The organism is Metabacillus idriensis (assembly GCF_050483325.1).
Classification (GTDB): Bacteria; Bacillota; Bacilli; order Bacillales; family Bacillaceae; genus Bacillus_P; species Bacillus_P idriensis_A.
Genome location: NZ_JBCMYF010000001.1, coordinates 50548 through 68155 on the forward strand (window position 1 = coordinate 50548; position 17608 = coordinate 68155).

Below are 17608 nucleotides of genomic sequence, written 5' to 3' on the forward strand. Positions count from 1 at the left end.
GGGTGCATTTTGTATTACAAATTATGAAGATTTATCGGCAAAAACGCTGATAAATCAAGAAAAAAGGAGTGCAAAATCAATACGTTTTGGCACTCCTTTTGATGTGTAATCTTTAGTTTTGTACTCTAAAACCGAACCCGTTATCATTAGAAAGAGAGTTTTTTTTGTCTTTTTACAATAGAATAATGAATAGTTAAAAAAGGAACCCGGAAAATCCACATTTTATGCTTCGCGGTCAGCCCTCCCTCATCTGTTTCCCTGACATGGAAAACTTCTTCTATTGGAAGTTTGAAAAGATTGTTCCGGAAAGCCAGATAAACACCGGCATCTGAATCGAGCTTCTCTTTTTTGCTTGAAAGCTGAAGATCTTGTCCTTTCTGCTGAAGTTCCAGTATCCCAATCATCGCTGAACCGGGAAGAGGAAGCCCGATATTCATATAAGTTTTTCCATTTGTGCTGTGATAAGAATAGAGGGCAACAAATGCTGTTTCACCGTTCATTTTCCGAACCCATGCCCGGACGGATTCTCTGTTATCGTGTTCTATTTTTACAGGACAGATCCTTCCGGTCATTTCAGCTTGCTTGCTTGAGAACGGAAGGTTGATTTGTTTGACTTGTCTGCTGAACAATCGGTAAACGAATGCGAACGGTTTGAACCAGCTGTGCCACGTTACTTCTGCAAACAGGCGGTATTGATTTGTCTTTTCATAAAAGCAGATAATCTCTTTAGAAAGGATTTTCAAGGAAATATCAGGTTCATAGATGCCCATATTATCTACTAGTCCCTGATATTCGGAGTTTCTGTCTCCGATTTCATCCAGTATTTTTTCGCCAATTGCCCGTTTTCCCCTGACTTTACTGATGGGAAAGGCCGGGCCGTCAATAGTAGAAGGGGTGAAAATAGACCAGCCAATTACACCGAATAAAGCAAATAATCCGCAATTCAGGATGCCATGAAATTTCAGCATAAAGGGAATAGATACGCTGAAAATTCCCCAGCCATTTCCCAGGGCATAAGCCAAAGAAAAAAGAATCGTGATTCCAAGAGCTGAAAAGGACAGTCTGATCAGCCATTTCGCTTGAGGAAGCGGCACTTTAAATGAAAGATAGATCACCCCATAAATCCCCGCAATATATAAAAGAACGGATAACAGTTCGAGCCAGACTGAATAGGTAATTCCCAGGGCTACAATCATTGGCGATACGATCAAGATGGAAGTCGACAGTCTGTAAAATGGGGGTTTCGAAATCCTCCCCAGGAACCCTGCAAAAATCGGCAGTAAAAAGGAAGAATAGTGAAAGTGAATGCCAGTCAGCCACCTGATAAGGGGGGAAAAACCAGTTTCAATATCACCTATATGAGCAAAAAACCATGCCCCGCCGATCATTAGCGATATTAGGCCCATATCCACGGCAAATTCTTCAAATTGGCTAAAACCCCGGCTTAAAAAACGTGAGCATCCATAAGCTGCGACAAGAATTGTAAAGAAAAAGTAGACTCCTGCAAAAAAAACATCGAATAAGGATTCTTCAGTTACTTGGAGGAGAAATACGGATGTATAAGCAGGAATAGAGATATAGGGATATATCTTGTAAAACCAATCCCCTTTTTTCATGATAAGCTGCAAGACAAGCGGAACATAGATTAGCTGTGCTGCCGTAAGCAATAAAAAGTACCATGGCCCTTCATTTAAAAGCACGGAAAGAAGGAAGATGATGCTGTGAATGATGACAAAGGTGTTAAATTTCATCTGCTGTAAATGCTCCTTCATATGAGAAAACGGTGCCGATGACACGGTTTACTACTTTTACTTCTATTAAAAAAACGTCTCTGTCCTCATCATAGGATTCTGTTACAAAAGCCAGTCCCTGCAACAGTTCAGGCATAGGTATCTCAAGCTTTCCAAGAACTAAGCGCTGACTTCTGGACTCTATTTTTAATTGTCCGCTCTCATTCACATGGAAGGATAAATCAGAATAGAACAGTTTCGGCTCACCTAGGTAATCTTTAATCAAGTTTCTTTTAGAATCCAGACTCATTAAGGCGTTGAAATACCTTTTTTTCTTTTTGAAATAAAAGATCCTCTCCCAGTGAACCTGTTCTTCTCCGTCAGCTCCAGTGCAAGGAGCATTTCTAATGACAAACGGAATCTCTTTCCCATTCTCCGGAAATAGAAGTTTAAAGCGGACTCCTGCTAAAAACAAGGGATACAGCCATTTTGGTCCGCCATTTATTGTTTTCATCACTCCTTTAGCTGTAAAGGGAAACTCATACCTTTTTTGAAGCTTTGGATGGAGTTGCTGAAATTGATCACCTAATACACTTCTATAAATAGACATCTGAATCTCCTTATCTCTTTCTTTTGCAGGTGCCTGCTGTCGGCAGGTCTTTGCATTGAAAAAAACCTATGATTGACAGGGTGAATAAAGCGGCATTAAAGGTAATAGGACTGAAGGGATGAATCAGGTTAGCAGGCTCTGCCAGAACAGCTGACAGGGAAAGAAGCGGGAACGCTATGATCTGCAGGCCAAATAACCTTCTTTTATTAAACGGCAAAAGCCACAGCAGTCCGAATAGAATCTCTGCCAAGCCAGCCGCTATAACGATTGAGGAGGCCTGATTGACAGAAATGGGAAGCAAGTTTTTCGTCATAGATACTTCTTCTGGATGCTGGAAAATTAATTTCGGCACTGCGCCGTGATAAGTCCATATAAAAAAGAAAAGAAAGAACATAAGCCATGTACTAAAAAACCGCAAATACTGGGAGGCCGGGGCTTCACCTTTTTCAAGCCATCTTTTCAGGACATCAAAACTTAAAGCAGTTGCCCATCCGATTAATGGCCTGAATATGAGTGCATCAAAAAACGCACCAAGCCGGCCAAAGTTCACTTTATAATCATATTGTGTCAGAAAGGTGAGTGCGTCCTGTTTTTGTATGTACTTCCAGTATCCCTTGCCTTCTTTGATCAGGGATATTTTTTGATCTGTTCCAAAATGAAGAGAGGAAGTTCTTGATCCATCCTCAGCATGAAAGGTGCCGACGCTTTTTCCCCATCCCTGTATGCTCTGCCCGAAGCCAATATTTGTTTTATATAAAAAGGGCTGAGGTTCGTTTTCTTTTTTCGGAAGATAGGTAATGGATGAAAAACGGAGATCCCAGCTCGAATGCAAATCTGGAGTTTGTGTTGCACTCCACAGTTTTTCCATGTCTGATCTGATTGAAATTTCAACATAAATTGGTTTTGTTTTCATCGTATTCACCCCTCTTTTAGAGTATCATAATCTTAGATGGAAGAATTAGAGAATGATAGAAAATTATTGAAAGGAATGGTTCTGAATATGACGAAAATAGGGATTATCCGCCATGGGCGAACTGCCTGGAATGTTGAGAGAAGAGCACAGGGGAGCTCAGATATTCCCCTTGATGAGAATGGAATCATCGAAGCGGTAAAGCTTGCTGCGAGGTTAAGTTCTGAAGATTGGAATGTGATTTATGCAAGTCCGTTAGCCAGGGCAAAGCAGACAGCGGAATACATATCAGCAAAGCTTGGAAATCTTCCTATTCAATTTGATGAAAGACTTAAAGAAGTGGATGGCGGACAAATTGAAGGAACGACAGAACCTGAAAGATTAAAGAAATGGGGCGAACAGTGGCGGGAGCTCGATCTTGGAATTGAAAAAACAGAGGCCGTCATCAAAAGAGGCCAGCTGTTTTTCGATGATTTAATCAAGAAGCACCCTGAAAAAAACATTTTAATTGTCAGCCACGGAATGTTTATCTCCCATTTTTTAAGACAGGTGGTCCCTAATTTAGAAATGAAGGATGGACTGAAAAATACGGCAATCTCAACAATTGTAAAAGGAGAAAAGGGATGGGACTGCGATTTGTATAATTGTACTAGACATCTGTAAAAGCAGTCTCAGCAAAGCAAAAAATGACAGGATTTAAAGAATCTGCACTGGTAAGATTGGACTTGGGAGTGAGTGATATGTCATGGATAGAGTCAATACAAAAGGCGATCGACTATATGGAAGAACATTTGCTTGAGGACATGTCGACTGAACAGATTGCAAAAGAGGCAAATGCTTCAGAATTTCATTTTCAGCGGACATTTTCAATTTTAACAGATATTTCTATTGGAGAATATCTCCGGCGCAGACGTTTAACATTAGCCGCCCAGGAGCTCTCAAACAGCCGCAGAAAAGTGATTGATCTTGCCTATAAGTATGGCTATGATACTCCCGAATCGTTTACAAAGGCTTTTAGAAGACAGCACGGGATTTCGCCGAGTGAAGCGAGGAAAAGCACTTGTAAACTGAAATTTTACAGCCGCCTGGCCATTCAGGTGAGTTTGAAAGGAGCAGATCCGATGAATTACAATGTGGTGGAGCGTAAAGGGTTTGAAGCAGTCGGAATTAAACGTGAGTTTTCATGTGTGAATGAGGAAAATCTGATCGGGATTCCAAAGCTCTGGAATGAAGTCAATCAGGATGGGACTAATGATTTGCTGATGAAACTGAACAACGGAGAAATTAAAGGCGTAATGGGAATATGTGTAGCAGGCAGCAGCAAGATGATGGATTATTGGATAGCTGCAGAATATAATGGCGACCTTCCTGAAGGATTCTCAAAACTCACGGTTCCGGCATCAAAATGGGTTGTGTTTGAAGTTAAGGGCCCAATGCCTCATGCGATGCAAAATGCATGGAAGCAAATTATCTCAGAATGGTTCCCAACGAGCGGATATGAGCATGCAGGAACACCGGATTTAGAAGTATATACAAATGATGATCCATATCGTTCAGACTATTATTCTGAGGTTTGGATTCCTGTTAAAGGTTAAAAGTACTAAGGGGTTCCGTTTGTGGAAGGGAAACTGTATATAACACATTAAATAGCAGGCTGATTCTCATATGAATTTCACCTGCTGTTTTTGTTGTTATTACAGGGTTTACATCCGTTTCTGAGCAGAAATAGGTATCTAATGAACAGCATGTTAGTACAAGGATTTACGAATACAGGTATAGAAAGTAACAGGGACAAAGGAGGTATGAGATATGAAGATCAATAGAATAGATCATGTGAGTATAAACGTAAATGATCTTTCAGCGGCTAAAGCGTTTTTTCTTGAATTAGGACTTGAAGTGCAAGCGGAATGGGAATTGGACGGAGAACAGCTGGACAGAATAGTTGGGCTTAATGATGTTAAAACGGCATGTGTAGGCTTGGGGATGCCAGATGGTCAGACATGGATAGAATTAGTTAAGTTTTATACGCCGTCGGATGAAAAAGATATTCAGCAGCCTTTTGCAAATACGCTCGGTATCCGGCATATTTGCTTTGCAGTTGAAGATATTGAAGCTATTGTTGCAAAATTGAAAAAGAATGGCAAAGAAATCTTTAGTGAGATAGAGCAATATGAAGAAAGGTATAAGTTATGCTACGTTCGTGGCCCAGAAGGAATTATTTTAGAGTTGGCAGAGAAAATCAGATAAATAGTGAGTGGGACTTTAATGATTTAGAATTCCAACTATCGGAGGCTTTAATGGATTAGCTTATTAACTCAGTTCAATCATGAACTGAGTTTTATAATGCAAAAAAACCGCTAAATGCGGTGCGAATGAGCCTGCTGATTCTAATGCTATTCCCGCTGGTATATACGGTGTGATTTCATGTTTTCTCCCCCAAAATGGAGCCTGTTAATATAGGACAGAGTGCTTTTGCTTGTCCTTGTGCGAAAATCCAATTGTTTTTTTCTGAAAACGATTATGATAGGGTTAGAAATAATAAACAGACGCGGGGTACTAGAAATGAAACAGGACAAGATTTTAGAAAAGGATTTATATTTGCCGACACAAAGATATTTTCTGAAACAAGGCTTTGAAGTGTACGGAGAAGTAAAAGATTGTGATCTGGCTGCCGTTAAGGGGGAGGAGCTGATTATCGTTGAGCTGAAGCTTAGGCTGAACGTTGAACTGCTGATTCAGGCTGCCAAAAGGCAGCGTTATACAGAACATGTATATATTGCCATCCCAAAGCCCTCTTACAGCCTGCGCTCGAAAAAATGGAAGGATCTTTGCTATTTGGTGAAGCGCCTGGAGCTTGGGCTGATTATCGTATCCTTTCGTCAAGGAAAAGCTCAAGCTGAAATCAAGCTTGCACCTTCTTCATTTGATCGAGTCAAAAGCATGAAGCAGAGCAAGAAAAGAAGAGAAAGAATCCTTTCTGAAATGGCGGGGAGAAGCGGGGATCATAATATTGGCGGCGTGAACAAAACGAAAATCATGACAGCTTATAAAGAAAGATGCATCCATATTGCCTGCTGTCTCGAAAGGAAAGGGCCGCTCAGTCCTAAAGATCTCCGTGCCATGGGAACCGGCGACAAAACGCTCTCGATTCTTAACAAGAATTATTACGGCTGGTTTGAGAGGGTAAAAAGGGGGATGTATTCCCTGAATGAAACCGGGAAAAAGGAATTGCTCCTGCATGAGGATTTAAGTAAGTATTACTATAAGACGATTGAAGAATAGATGCATTTGAGACGGCGGATGTATTGGGAACATGATATCCGGAAAAAATGAAATGAATTCAAAATACAGCTGAAAACAGAAGGGAATCCCAAATTTTAAGCACCAAATGGTAATTTTTTTTTTGCCAATAAACATAAAAAGGGTTTGAGATTCTAAATGTATAGTACTATCCTTATAGATAGAAATTCGTTTTGGAAAGGAGAAACATGCAGACTAAAAACAATTTACACACAACCCTAAAAAAAATCAGTGAAGTGATTATAGATCAAAAACAAGAATTAATCCAAACTATCAAAGTAGAAAAAAGCATAAAATACCCGAATCTTCTCCAGTCAGACAGCGGGGAGCTTTCTAATTGGAGAGGGAAATTGGTGAACGTATATGCTGAGGCCATTTTGCTTGAAAAACAGGAATCGATTGTTCTTCTGAACAACTGGGGAAGAGAAACGGCAGATTTGCTGGTTGCGATTCAATTTCCGCTTGACCTTGCCATTGAGGAAATCAAATTTTACCGTGATGTGATTGGCGGCATTATTAAAGATAAAGCAAAGGCTGACAGCTTATCCCTGGATGAGTTTTATGAGGTTCTTTCTTCTTTCGATCATGTGGTAGATCACGCGATCCATTTGATCAGTGTTTTTTATATGAAAAAATACTCGACTAACATTCAATCTGCCAAAAGTGCTGTTGATGAGCTATCTGTGCCAATAGTGAATGTTTCAGAAAAAATTGGGGTTCTTCCTTTAATCGGAGATCTTGATACACAGCGTGCACAAATTTTAATGGACGTTGCTTTAACAAAAAGTGCAGAATGTGCATATGAATATTTAATCATAGACTTATCAGGCGTTCCTGTTATTGACACCATGGTGGCAAACCAAATTTTCAAAGTGCTCGATGCGCTGCAGCTTCTGGGTGTAGAAACAAAATTGAGCGGAATCCGTCCTGAAATTGCACAGACCATGATCAGCCTTGGTCTTGATTTTAAAGAGACCAAATCGTTTTCAAGTCTGCACCTTGCCTTGAAATTTATTGGTTTTGAACAAAACAAATCAGGATAACCTGACGCGGGATCTCTTTTTGGAGGTGCCGTGTTTTTTAAAAGGGGATAAATAAACATAAAATTTTGCGCTTCGATGGCGAGCGGAATCGCTCAGGCTCCTCGGCCAGAACGGCTCCGAAAGTAGTGGCAAAAAGCGCCTTTTCTGTCGGATCCTTATCTGTCATGCCTGCGCTAAACGGGCGCTTCCGCTTTTCTTAGGGTGCATGCGTTTTAAAAGTTCAAGCATAGGGAAATGATTTTTAGACAAGAAAAGGAAGCAGTGAAGGAGTGAGGTACTTGGAGAATTGGATTACGGATTTTATGGAACAATACGGGTACTTTGGCATCTTTCTGATGATTGCCCTAGAAAACATTTTTCCCCCTATTCCTTCAGAAGTTGTGCTGCCATTCGGAGGGTTCATGACGACCAATTCAGACATGAATGTGATTGGAGTCATTCTCGCCGCTACAGCAGGATCTGTTGTCGGTGCGATTGTTTTATTCTGGATCGGCCTGCAGCTGGATGTTGAACGGCTCGAAAAAATCATTGATAAATGGGGCCATATCCTGAGAGTTAAAAAGAAAGATGTACACCGTGCAGATGCATGGTTTGATAAATACGGCATTTGGACCGTTTTTTTCTGCCGTATGGTCCCTTTGCTCCGCAGCCTCATCTCGATCCCGGCGGGCATGTCCAATATGAATTTCTTTAAATTTGTTCTATTTACTACCTTTGGAACCCTGATCTGGAACATTGCACTTGTCATGCTTGGAGCATCACTCGGTGAAGCCTGGCCAAAAATCAATGAGTATGTCGGCGTCTATTCATCGGTCATATATGCAGTCCTCGGGGCAGCAGCAGTTGTGTTTATTATCTGGTTTATTAAAAAAAGGCAGACAAAGAGTACATCTTGATAGGAAGAAAAAAAGCCCCAATCTGAAAAATGATTGGGTCTTTTTATGGTCTTAGTGCATGTATGTAAAGCTCCATCGCCAGCTCCGCATTCCTGCGCTGACCCGGGTGCTTCCGCTTTTCTATATCGCCTTGCTGTATGTCTGTTTAAAGGTATTCATCATCGAAATATTCACCAGCATTCCAGCTGAGATGCAGAGCAAAATCAGTGATGACCCGCCGTAGCTAACAAAAGGAAGGGTAACACCCGTAATAGGAAGCAGTCCGGCTACCGCCCCAAGATTGACGATGGCCTGAATGCCGATCATGGAAGAAATACCAATAGCAAGGAGTGAGCCGAATGGATCCGGACATGCTTTGCTGATGGCAAACCCTTTTAATACGATAAACGCAATCAGTCCGATGACAAAGAGCACTCCGAACAGTCCGAGCTCTTCACTGATGACTGCCATTATGAAATCCGTATGGCTTTCGGGCAAATAGCCATATTTTTGAATGCTGTTTCCAAGGCCAAGCCCGAGCATGCCTCCGCTATTAATTGCATAATAAGAGCTGACAAGCTGATAGCCTGAATCGGCGATATTTTCAAAAGGATCCAAAAAACCTGTGAATCTTGACATTCTCTCAGATGAGAACACGTCAGCTAATTTATTTGTGATAAATAAAAGCATAAGTCCGGTTGAAACAGCCATCACTGTAAAGGCTGATAATTTGAAAAAGCTTTTAAGGGTAATCCCTGAACAAAGAATGATGATCGCTGCATTCAATAAGATAATGAGTGCTGTTCCAAAGTCGGGCTGCAGCAAAATTAATATGAAAATCATAACCACAAATATGACCGGCGGCAAAATAGCATTGTAGAAATCATCCATATATCTCTGTTTTTTTGCAAGCAGGGCTGATAAATAAATTATGACCCACATCTTTGCAAACTCTGCAGGCTGAATCGCTGCTCCGCCTAATTTAACCCAGCTTTGAGCGTTTCCGGCTGTGTGCCCGAAAATCATGACAAACAATAAAGAGCCAATCGATATGTAAAATAAGAGCTTGATTATTTTTTTTTGAAGAAAGATTTTATATGGAAAAAAAGAAAGAACGGCAAACATCATGAAGCCTATGATCAGAGAAATGCTCTGCTTTTTGAAAAAATAGCTGCTCGTCACATCATATCTCAGAATGGATGTGATCATGCTCGAGCTGTAGACCATAAGCAGTCCGAATAAGCTTAATAAAAAAATGGCTGCTATTAACGGATAGTCGTAAGATTTAAGAATTCTGATGAACATGATGTGGCTCCTCTATTAAATTGGTGTGCAACATAGTAGATGTACCCAAAAAGTACAATGAAATAACCTCTTGGATGCGGTTTTTTTTAAAAAAGAGTAAGAGAATGGAAAAAAAGCATCCTTTCTAATTATCGGATAGCGTACAAATTACTTAACATTTTCGGAATGCATAGCCTTAAATTTATCTTGGAGGGCCAATGTAAGAATTTTATAAAGCCCAGAGGCCAATGCTTTCTATAACTTTTCCACTCGTATCCCAGCTCTTTGGCTTTTTGACAGAGCAGGCTGGATTTGAAGTGCCACCATAGCTTCTCTTTGGTTCAGCTGTATTTACCTTTAGAAAACGGCTTGATTTGAGACTTAGAATGAGAGTTGATCATGAATAAAAAGAAACCGGTGCAGATCTGTGCCGGTTTCTTTGCATATACATCACACTTGTTATATAACACATTCTCTCAAATATGCTATAATGATTTTGAAAATAATTGAATATTTAGACTAAAGGGGATGGGAAAATGAAGGTGCCTTTGCTGCTGCCTCAGTTTCTGGATCGGGCTGTGAAGCTATACGGGGATAAAACAGCTGTGATTGATGAGGTAAAAGAATTTACATACGCAGAAGTAAACGAAAGAGTGAATCAGCTTTCACGGGGGCTGATGGATTTAGGGATTAAAAAAGGGGACCGTGTTGCTTATCTTTCACCAAACTCATCTGAAATGTATGAAGGATTTTACGGTGTTCTTCAACTTGGTGCGGTTATCGTTCCCCTGAATACGAGGCTGATTCCGGATGATTATGTTTATATCTTAAATCACAGTGAAACGAAAATATTATTTGTTGATCATGAACTTTTTGCACAAATTGAGCCAGTCGCAGATCAATTGATGACAGTTCAAAAGATCATTGTTCACGGTCTTGAAATCAGCGGTGATGGTCCGATCGCATATGAGCAATGGCTGAGTCAGTATAAAAAAGATGAATTCGGACGACCTGAAATGGAAGAGGATGACCTTGCCACACTTCTTTATACGAGCGGAACGACAGGAAGGCCTAAGGGGGTTATGCTGACCCACCGGAGCAACTATTTGCATGCGCTTGCATCCATGCATCATCTTCGGGTTTCAGACCGTGATATTCTTCTTCACGTGCTGCCGATGTTCCATGTGAATGGATGGGGTTCTCCGTTTTATTACACGGCAAACGGGGCAACACAGGTCTGTCTTCGTAAAGTGCATCCGGCTGATATTTTCAGAAAAATCAATGAGTATGGCATTAACGTGATGCACATGGCCCCAACGGTTTTAAACAGCCTGCTTCAATACGCGGAAGTGAACGGCTGTTTGAAGCAGCCGCAGGATATTCGGATTGTTATAGCCGGCTCTGCCCCGCCTCCTGCATTTGTGAAGCGGGTGGAAGAGGAATTAAAGTGGGAGTTTATCCAAGTCTATGGCATGACAGAAGCATCTCCGCTCATTACAACTTCCATCATCCGTGATACACAGCAGCATCTCAAGCCTGAGGAAAAATATCGTTTAAAAGCAAAAGCAGGCTATCCGTTCATTGGCAGCGACGTAAGAGTTTTTAATGAACTTGGAGAGGAAGTTAAGCACAACAGTCAGGAAATCGGAGAAATTGCGGTGCGCGGTAACGGTGTAATGGAGGGCTATTGGAACAACCGGGAAGGAACAGATGAAGTCATTCGCGGCGGCTGGTACTATACTGGGGACATGGCGGTTGTGGATGAGGATGGAAATATTGAAATTGCTGATCGGAAAAAAGATATTATCATCAGCGGAGGAGAAAACATCTCTTCAATTGAAGTAGAAGGTGTACTGTACGATCATCCTGCCGTGCAGGAGGTCGCTGTCATTTCTGTGCCGCATGAAAAATGGGGAGAAACGCCGCAGGCTATAGTTGTCATAAAAGACGGAATGCTGACAAGCGAAGAAGAACTGATCGCCTTCGCGCGCAGCAAACTTGCCCATTTTAAAGCGCCGACAAAAGTAATCTTCACAGATGAACTGCCTAAAACGGCTTCAGGCAAAATTCAAAAAGTTCATCTGCGGAAGGAATTCTGGAAGGAAAAAGAGAAGTTTGTAAACTGACAAAGCTTCAAATGGAGACCAGGGGGGACCTGGTTCTTTTTTAGGGAAAAAAGGGGTGGAAAATGTTTACAATCCTATTATTTATGTGTGTTTTTGCATCTGCTGCGTCTTACATGGCAGCTATATATTATAAAAAAGAAACATGGATTTATGTGCTGAAACCAGGAACGATGCTTTTGATCATTGGAATAGCCTGTATGAATCTGAATGGCGCCGGAGTGTTTGGCATCCTGGTTGTCTGCGGATTACTCTTTTCCCTTGCCGGCGATGTCTTTCTCATGCTGCCTGCTGATCGTTTTTTGCAGGGGTTAATTTCTTTTTTTATAGCGCATGTCCTATACACTGCGGCTTTTATCTTTGAATGGGGTGATGCTGAGAGTCATTCCATAATATGGGTTGTATTGATTCTGATTGCGTTCCTCTTTTTCCGGCTGCTTTTTAAAGGAGTAAAAGAAAAAGGCGGGACTGCTATGATCGCAGCTGTTTCACTTTATATTACGGTCATTACCATGATGACCGGAATGTCATTTATCAGCGGACAAGTTCTGATCATCACCGCAGCATTATTCTTTTACCTGTCAGATGCAGTGCTCGCTTGGGACCGGTTCAGGCGTTCTTTAAAATACAGGGACTATATGGTGATGAGCACTTATTTTCTGGCACAGCTGCTATTTGCTGTCAGTGTCTATCTTTTTAACTAAGGAGAGGTGATAGAAATGAAAGCAACAGATGAAATCCTGTCAGTATGGAAGAAATTTGATGATTTTCCGATGGAAACCTTCACAAAGGCATGGTATTACGTAAAATCTGGTTCAAAAAAACAGAGAGAGCTTTCGTTAATGAAAGAACACAAGGATCAGTATGGCATAACAGGCAATTGTTATGATTTATCCATCTGGCTGCTGGATGAATTTGCGAAAGCAGGAATCGAAGCTTATCCCATTGGAGAAGATCACGCAGCTGTCATCGCACTGGATAACAGGGGGCAAAGATATTTGTGCGACTTAGGCGATCAGTGGCTCAGTCCGATCTTGATAGACGCAAAAGCAGAGGATTTCACAGCCGAAAAACTGAAGGGGTTTTTTCCGGCAGCTGAAATAAAAGCAGAACCGGGCCGGGATGATGTGAAGATTACTTACTATCGTCCTAATGGAAAGTCGTCCTCACAAATTTATCAGACCGCACCTGTTGAACGTACGCAGTTTCTGGCTGCTGCCGAACACTCTCAAAATACAATCAAGCCTGAGCCGCTATTAGAAAAAAGAGTTCAATATGGAGAAGAAACAGCCCATTTTGAGTTTTATAATTGGAAAAGCTTTTTAAGCACCAGCCATGGATTGTTTGATGATCCTGATGCAGAGAGCATAGAAGAATGGGCTGATCGAATTTATAAGAAAACGGGTTATGATAGAGATTTCCTCATGGAAACATTGATGATATATAAAGAGATGGGTAGAAAATTGAAACCATAAAGAGCAGAAATGAGAGGTCAGCAATAAATGGAACAAGAATTACTGCGTATTTTTGACGAATATCACAATCCGATTGGAACAGCATCCCGCGCCGAAGTACATAAGACAGGTCACTGGCATGAAACGTTTCACTGCTGGTTTGCAGGCATAGAAAACGGCACGGTGTTCCTCTATTTCCAGCTGCGGAGCAAAGAGAAAAAAGATTATCCGAATCTATTTGATATTACGGCTGCAGGCCACATCCTGGCTCATGAAACGATTGAAGATGGAACACGGGAAGTTGAAGAGGAAATCGGCATTCGTGTTTCATTCTCAGAGCTGGTTCTGCTGGATGTGCTGAAGTATTGTGTATCCCAAACAGACTTAATCGATAATGAAATTGCCCATGTGTATTTCTATCCATTCAATCAGGCATGTGAGGCTTTCACTTTGCAAAAAGAAGAAGTATCCGGAATGGTTCGAGCAGAATTGCATTCATTTGGAGAACTTATTTCAGGCAGAAGAAGCACCCTTCTTGTTGAAGGTTTTGAAGTGGACGAGGATGGGACTAGAAGATCAATTCAGACGGAAGTAGATAAAACGAGATTCGTACCACATGAAGCTGCTTATTATGAGAGGGTTTTAGAATTAATTGAAGAAAAGATGAAAAGAATATAAGAGGCAAAAATAATTATTTGTTTTCTGAAACCTTTTCTATAAATCTATCGTATTTACTTATAAGTGGGGAAATCAGTATGATCTTGTTTTGGGTCTTGCTTTTATTTGACAGGAACATGCGGGGATGCGGGACGAGGCAGTAAGTCTAATTGGATAGCTAGTACATAACGACTGCAATCAGCAGTCTTTTTTTAATCTTAAACAGCCTTGAAAGGAATGCGGAAAATGGAGAAAAACGAACATCCATTTGACTTTAGTCTGGTCTTCATTGTGTTTTTATTTTCAATCATCAGCTTTTTGTCCATCAGCACAGCACAGGAGTTTGGACAATACAATCGGAATTTTCTGGGGATGCAGATTGCCTGGTATATCATAGGGTGTGGAATAATCGCAGCAGTCATGTATTTTGATATGGAGCAAATTGAGAGAATTGGGTGGTTTGCCTATGGATTTGCGATGCTGCTGCTCATTTTTCTTATTCTGGCGCCTGAATCGATTGCAAGGCCTGTAAATGGTGCGAAAAGCTGGTTTCAGATACCCGGAATCGGCTCGCTCCAGCCTTCTGAACTTTCCAAAATAGCCCTCATTCTTACACTCAGCCATCTTATTTCAAAGCATCATGAACAGTGTGAGTTCAGAGATTTGAAAACAGATTTATTCCTGTTGATCAAAATGGGACTGGCCACATTTGCTCTGATTGCGATCATTATGCAGCAGCCGGATTTAGGGACCTCACTTGTTCTCATTGCTATCTTCAGCGGATTGATTTTAGTTTCGGGCATTTCATGGAAAGTGATTGTGCCAATCTTTCTTTTCATGAGCTCGGTTGGAGGTTTGCTTATTTACCTCATTGTGTTTCAGCCCGATGTTCTCAGCGTCATCGGAGTCAAGCAATATCAGCTGGGGAGAATTTACGCGTGGCTAAGTCCGGCAGAATTCAAAGAAGGGGACGGGTACCACCTTTATCAGTCCATGCTTGCGATAGGATCGGGCTTAATTACGGGAAAAGAAGCAGCCCTTGGAAATGTCCATTTGCCTGAGGGCCATACTGATTTTATTTTCAGTGTAATAGGAGAAAAATACGGTTTTGTCGGAGCGAGCTTTGTCATCAGCCTGTATTTCCTTTTAATTTATCGGATCATCAGTCTTTCACTGGAAGTAAAAGACGCCTTTTCTTCATACGTTTGTACAGGCGTGATTTCAATGATTGCTTTTCACGTATTTCAAAATGCCGGTATGACAATCGGATTACTTCCGATCACGGGAATTCCTCTGCCGTTCATCAGCTATGGCGGAAGCTCAATGATCAGCAACATGCTTGCACTGGGGCTTATATTCAGTATCAGCTTTAGAAATAAGAAGTATTTTTTTGATCGTGAATGAAAAAAAATTCGCTGTCTTTGAGAATTGATCTAGTAATCTTTAAAAAGATGGCTCATCTTTTTAAAGATAATTCTTTTGTTCAAAAGAAGGAAAGCCAGACACTTGGACAGAAGTCTAAAAGCTTAAGTTAAATCCAGATAAGGAATGAATGGCTTTGATTAAACGCAACCCTTATTTTCTTTTAATTCTTGCGACAATTTTATGGGGAGGGAATTTTGTCATCGGCCGGGCCATAACGGACAGCATGCCGCCATTTACCCTCTCCGTGCTCAGGTGGTGTACAGCTTTCATCATCTTTCTGCCATTTGCGTGGCCGCACTTGAAAAAAGAGCATGCCCTGTTAAAAAAGAACTGGCACATCCTGATTCTGATGTCTATTACAGGTATTGCAGGCTTTAACAGCCTTCTTTACCTTGCACTGCATTATACAACATCTATTAATGCTTCGTTAGTGAATACATCAACCCCAATCATGATTTATATGCTTTCCTTTTTCATTCTAAGAGAGAGCTTAAACAGAAATCAAATGATCGGAACCGTTCTTTCACTTGCAGGGCTCATTTTTATTCTTTCAAAAGGATCGCTTGCTGTACTTGTCAATTTCTCGTTTAATTCAGGTGATTTTATTGTACTTGCAGCTGTTGTATGCTGGAGCATTTATTCCATTTTAATAAAGCGATATACAGGGATTTTGCCAGGATACAGTACATTTCTCGTTTGTATGGCTGTCGGAATTCTCGTTCTGTCTCCGCTGGCATTTTACGAGATATTCATTTTAAAGACCCCGGTTATTTGGTCAAGCTCAGCAATCTTTACCATTTTTTACACGGGGATATTTGCATCGATTGTTGCATTTATCTCCTGGAATACAGCTGTTGTCCAAGCAGGTGCAAATAAAGCGGGAATATTCCTTAACTTGATTCCTGTCTTTGCCGTTATCTTTGCCGTTTTATTTATTGGTGAAGCATTAATGTGGTATCAGCTAGCAGGGGGACTATCTGTCATAGCAGGGGTCTACTTGTCTGCAAGACCTATTTCAGCGGAACAAAAGTCTATTTTAAGAGATAAGGAGTATGGGAGTTGAAAAAAATAAGCCGTTTTGTTCTTGGATTGTTTCAGCTGAAATGGAATCGATGGCGAACCCGGCACCTCTTCTATTTCTTCTTGATAAAGAAGGAATAAGCCTTTCTTCTCTCATATTCAGATTTCCTGCATTTAAAACCTATTTTTTAAACAAAATACTGACAAGATGGGCGAAAAACCATCAACATTCGACAAATTTCACATCTTTTCTTGCAATGTTTTCTTATTTTATGGCTTCCGCTGTAAACAAGAGTCGATATTTTTGAATATCTTTCAGGTTCTATCTGGGGTAATATAAACATACTTCCTAGTTGCTAGTTTTTGGAGAGGGATTATCATCATCATCATGAAATCTGCGGAGGGATCTGTATGAGTGTTACATTAGAAGTGAGGAAGACTATTAGTTATGCTGATTTGACAGATGAGGTTTTGCTTGAACTCGTTCAAAATGGAGATTCAGAATCAACCGACTTTTTAATCAGCAAATATCGCAATTTTGTCCGGGCCAAAGCAAGCAGATATTTTCTCATTGGCGGAGAACGGGAAGATATCGTGCAAGAAGGAATGATCGGACTCTATAAAGCCATTCGTGACTTCAAAGTGGACAAGCAGGCTTCATTCAAGGCGTTTGCAGAATTATGCATTACCAGACAGATTATTACGGCCATTAAAACAGCTACCCGTCAAAAGCACACCCCTCTTAATTCCTATGTCTCTTTGTACAAGCCTCTTTTTGAAGATGATAACCACACGCTGCTCGATGTGATTCCCGGAACAAAAACAATGGATCCGGCCACTTTGATCATCAACCAGGAAAAAGCGCTGGACATTGAAATGAAAATGGCCGAAATGCTGAGCGATCTGGAAAGAAAAGTTTTGGCCCTTTACATGGACGGGCAATCGTATGTTGAAATCTCCGAAGAGCTGAATAAGCACGTTAAATCAATAGACAATGCACTCCAGCGGGTAAAGAGAAAACTCGAAAGGTACATGGAGATGCGGGATTACAGCCTGGTATAAAGAAAGAAATCAGAATAGCGGGAAAATAGACGGCATGACTTTAATCGGTGATGCTTTTTGTTTTGCATTTTTTCTATTTATCTATAAAAGGGATTTCATTCAAAGTAAAATACAT

17 protein-coding genes are annotated in these 17608 nt (G+C 40.9%); 13 read left to right on the forward strand and 4 right to left on the reverse strand.

Features of this window, described 5'->3' with window-relative positions; translation table 11 throughout:
* Positions 1-146 precede the first annotated feature (146 nt).
* Genes ABEQ24_RS00275 through ABEQ24_RS00285 form a run of 3 tightly spaced genes read right to left on the reverse strand, consistent with a single transcriptional unit; the run spans position 147 to position 3253 of the window.
* Positions 147-1751: a YndJ family protein gene (locus tag ABEQ24_RS00275; RefSeq protein ID WP_430004888.1), complete on the reverse strand. Its 1605-nt coding sequence runs from the start codon at positions 1749-1751 to the stop codon at positions 147-149.
* Positions 1741-2340, reverse strand: coding sequence for a DUF4166 domain-containing protein (locus tag ABEQ24_RS00280; RefSeq protein WP_430004889.1), 600 nt, complete (start codon positions 2338-2340; stop codon positions 1741-1743). Before ABEQ24_RS00280 ends, ABEQ24_RS00275 begins: the two co-directional genes overlap by 11 nt.
* A gap of 10 nt (positions 2341-2350) precedes the next feature.
* Positions 2351-3253, reverse strand: a complete 903-nt coding sequence (locus ABEQ24_RS00285) for a DoxX-like family protein (RefSeq protein ID WP_430004890.1) — start codon at positions 3251-3253, stop codon at positions 2351-2353.
* A gap of 87 nt (positions 3254-3340) precedes the next feature.
* Between ABEQ24_RS00285 and ABEQ24_RS00290 the strand changes: the two genes are divergently transcribed.
* From ABEQ24_RS00290 to ABEQ24_RS00315, 6 genes are all read left to right on the forward strand, one after another.
* Positions 3341-3913 carry a histidine phosphatase family protein gene (locus tag ABEQ24_RS00290; protein ID WP_430004891.1) on the forward strand — a complete coding sequence of 191 codons (573 nt, stop codon included), beginning with the start codon at positions 3341-3343 and terminating at the stop codon, positions 3911-3913.
* Between the two features lie 77 nt (positions 3914-3990).
* Entirely contained in the window at positions 3991-4845 is an 855-nt protein-coding gene (locus tag ABEQ24_RS00295) for a GyrI-like domain-containing protein (protein WP_430004892.1), read from the forward strand.
* A 214-nt stretch (positions 4846-5059) separates the two neighbouring features.
* Positions 5060-5497, forward strand: a complete 438-nt coding sequence (locus ABEQ24_RS00300) for a VOC family protein (RefSeq protein ID WP_430004893.1) — start codon at positions 5060-5062, stop codon at positions 5495-5497.
* A 315-nt stretch (positions 5498-5812) separates the two neighbouring features.
* A complete protein-coding gene (locus ABEQ24_RS00305) occupies positions 5813-6532 on the forward strand; it encodes a DUF2161 domain-containing phosphodiesterase (protein ID WP_430004894.1) in 720 nt (239 codons plus the stop codon).
* A gap of 206 nt (positions 6533-6738) precedes the next feature.
* Positions 6739-7593, forward strand: a complete 855-nt coding sequence (locus tag ABEQ24_RS00310; RefSeq protein WP_430004895.1) for an STAS domain-containing protein — start codon at positions 6739-6741, stop codon at positions 7591-7593.
* A 278-nt stretch (positions 7594-7871) separates the two neighbouring features.
* Positions 7872-8489, forward strand: a complete 618-nt coding sequence (locus ABEQ24_RS00315) for a DedA family protein (RefSeq protein ID WP_430004896.1) — start codon at positions 7872-7874, stop codon at positions 8487-8489.
* Positions 8490-8609: 120 nt separating this feature from the next.
* Here ABEQ24_RS00315 and ABEQ24_RS00320 read toward each other — a convergent pair whose 3' ends face one another.
* On the reverse strand, positions 8610-9773 hold the full coding sequence (locus tag ABEQ24_RS00320) for an FtsW/RodA/SpoVE family cell cycle protein (protein ID WP_430004897.1): 1164 nt from the start codon (positions 9771-9773) through the stop codon (positions 8610-8612).
* A 515-nt stretch (positions 9774-10288) separates the two neighbouring features.
* Here ABEQ24_RS00320 and ABEQ24_RS00325 point away from each other — a divergent pair.
* The 7 genes from ABEQ24_RS00325 (at position 10289) to sigH (ending at position 17493) form a co-directional block, all read left to right on the forward strand.
* Positions 10289-11878, forward strand: coding sequence for a long-chain-fatty-acid--CoA ligase (locus ABEQ24_RS00325; protein ID WP_430004898.1), 1590 nt, complete (start codon positions 10289-10291; stop codon positions 11876-11878).
* Positions 11879-11940: 62 nt separating this feature from the next.
* Positions 11941-12579 carry a lysoplasmalogenase gene (locus tag ABEQ24_RS00330; RefSeq protein WP_430004899.1) on the forward strand — a complete coding sequence of 213 codons (639 nt, stop codon included), beginning with the start codon at positions 11941-11943 and terminating at the stop codon, positions 12577-12579.
* A gap of 15 nt (positions 12580-12594) precedes the next feature.
* On the forward strand, positions 12595-13350 hold the full coding sequence (locus ABEQ24_RS00335; RefSeq protein ID WP_430004900.1) for a hypothetical protein: 756 nt from the start codon (positions 12595-12597) through the stop codon (positions 13348-13350).
* A 27-nt stretch (positions 13351-13377) separates the two neighbouring features.
* Complete coding sequence (locus ABEQ24_RS00340; protein WP_430004901.1) at positions 13378-14007, forward strand: NUDIX hydrolase; 630 nt, start codon at positions 13378-13380, stop codon at positions 14005-14007.
* Positions 14008-14232: 225 nt separating this feature from the next.
* On the forward strand, positions 14233-15390 hold the full coding sequence (locus ABEQ24_RS00345; RefSeq protein WP_430004902.1) for an FtsW/RodA/SpoVE family cell cycle protein: 1158 nt from the start codon (positions 14233-14235) through the stop codon (positions 15388-15390).
* Between the two features lie 154 nt (positions 15391-15544).
* Entirely contained in the window at positions 15545-16474 is a 930-nt protein-coding gene (locus tag ABEQ24_RS00350; protein ID WP_430004903.1) for a DMT family transporter, read from the forward strand.
* Between the two features lie 368 nt (positions 16475-16842).
* Positions 16843-17493 (forward strand): RNA polymerase sporulation sigma factor SigH, encoded by a 651-nt coding sequence (sigH, locus tag ABEQ24_RS00355; protein ID WP_430004904.1) that lies wholly within the window; start codon positions 16843-16845, stop codon positions 17491-17493.
* Positions 17494-17608: the final 115 nt, after the last annotated feature.

Bases quoted from the DNA above. Each gene is read 5' to 3' on its own strand.
- ABEQ24_RS00275 (WP_430004888.1), bottom strand. From the start codon at position 1,751: ATGAAATTTAACACCTTTGTCATCATTCACAGCATCATCTTCCTTCTT.
- ABEQ24_RS00280 (WP_430004889.1), bottom strand. From the start codon at position 2,340: ATGTCTATTTATAGAAGTGTATTAGGTGATCAATTTCAGCAACTCCAT.
- ABEQ24_RS00285 (WP_430004890.1), bottom strand. From the start codon at position 3,253: ATGAAAACAAAACCAATTTATGTTGAAATTTCAATCAGATCAGACATG.
- ABEQ24_RS00290 (WP_430004891.1), top strand. From the start codon at position 3,341: ATGACGAAAATAGGGATTATCCGCCATGGGCGAACTGCCTGGAATGTT.
- ABEQ24_RS00295 (WP_430004892.1), top strand. From the start codon at position 3,991: ATGTCATGGATAGAGTCAATACAAAAGGCGATCGACTATATGGAAGAA.
- ABEQ24_RS00300 (WP_430004893.1), top strand. From the start codon at position 5,060: ATGAAGATCAATAGAATAGATCATGTGAGTATAAACGTAAATGATCTT.
- ABEQ24_RS00305 (WP_430004894.1), top strand. From the start codon at position 5,813: ATGAAACAGGACAAGATTTTAGAAAAGGATTTATATTTGCCGACACAA.
- ABEQ24_RS00310 (WP_430004895.1), top strand. From the start codon at position 6,739: ATGCAGACTAAAAACAATTTACACACAACCCTAAAAAAAATCAGTGAA.
- ABEQ24_RS00320 (WP_430004897.1), bottom strand. From the start codon at position 9,773: ATGTTCATCAGAATTCTTAAATCTTACGACTATCCGTTAATAGCAGCC.
- ABEQ24_RS00325 (WP_430004898.1), top strand. From the start codon at position 10,289: ATGAAGGTGCCTTTGCTGCTGCCTCAGTTTCTGGATCGGGCTGTGAAG.
- ABEQ24_RS00330 (WP_430004899.1), top strand. From the start codon at position 11,941: ATGTTTACAATCCTATTATTTATGTGTGTTTTTGCATCTGCTGCGTCT.
- ABEQ24_RS00335 (WP_430004900.1), top strand. From the start codon at position 12,595: ATGAAAGCAACAGATGAAATCCTGTCAGTATGGAAGAAATTTGATGAT.
- ABEQ24_RS00340 (WP_430004901.1), top strand. From the start codon at position 13,378: ATGGAACAAGAATTACTGCGTATTTTTGACGAATATCACAATCCGATT.
- ABEQ24_RS00345 (WP_430004902.1), top strand. From the start codon at position 14,233: ATGGAGAAAAACGAACATCCATTTGACTTTAGTCTGGTCTTCATTGTG.
- sigH (WP_430004904.1), top strand. From the start codon at position 16,843: ATGAGTGTTACATTAGAAGTGAGGAAGACTATTAGTTATGCTGATTTG.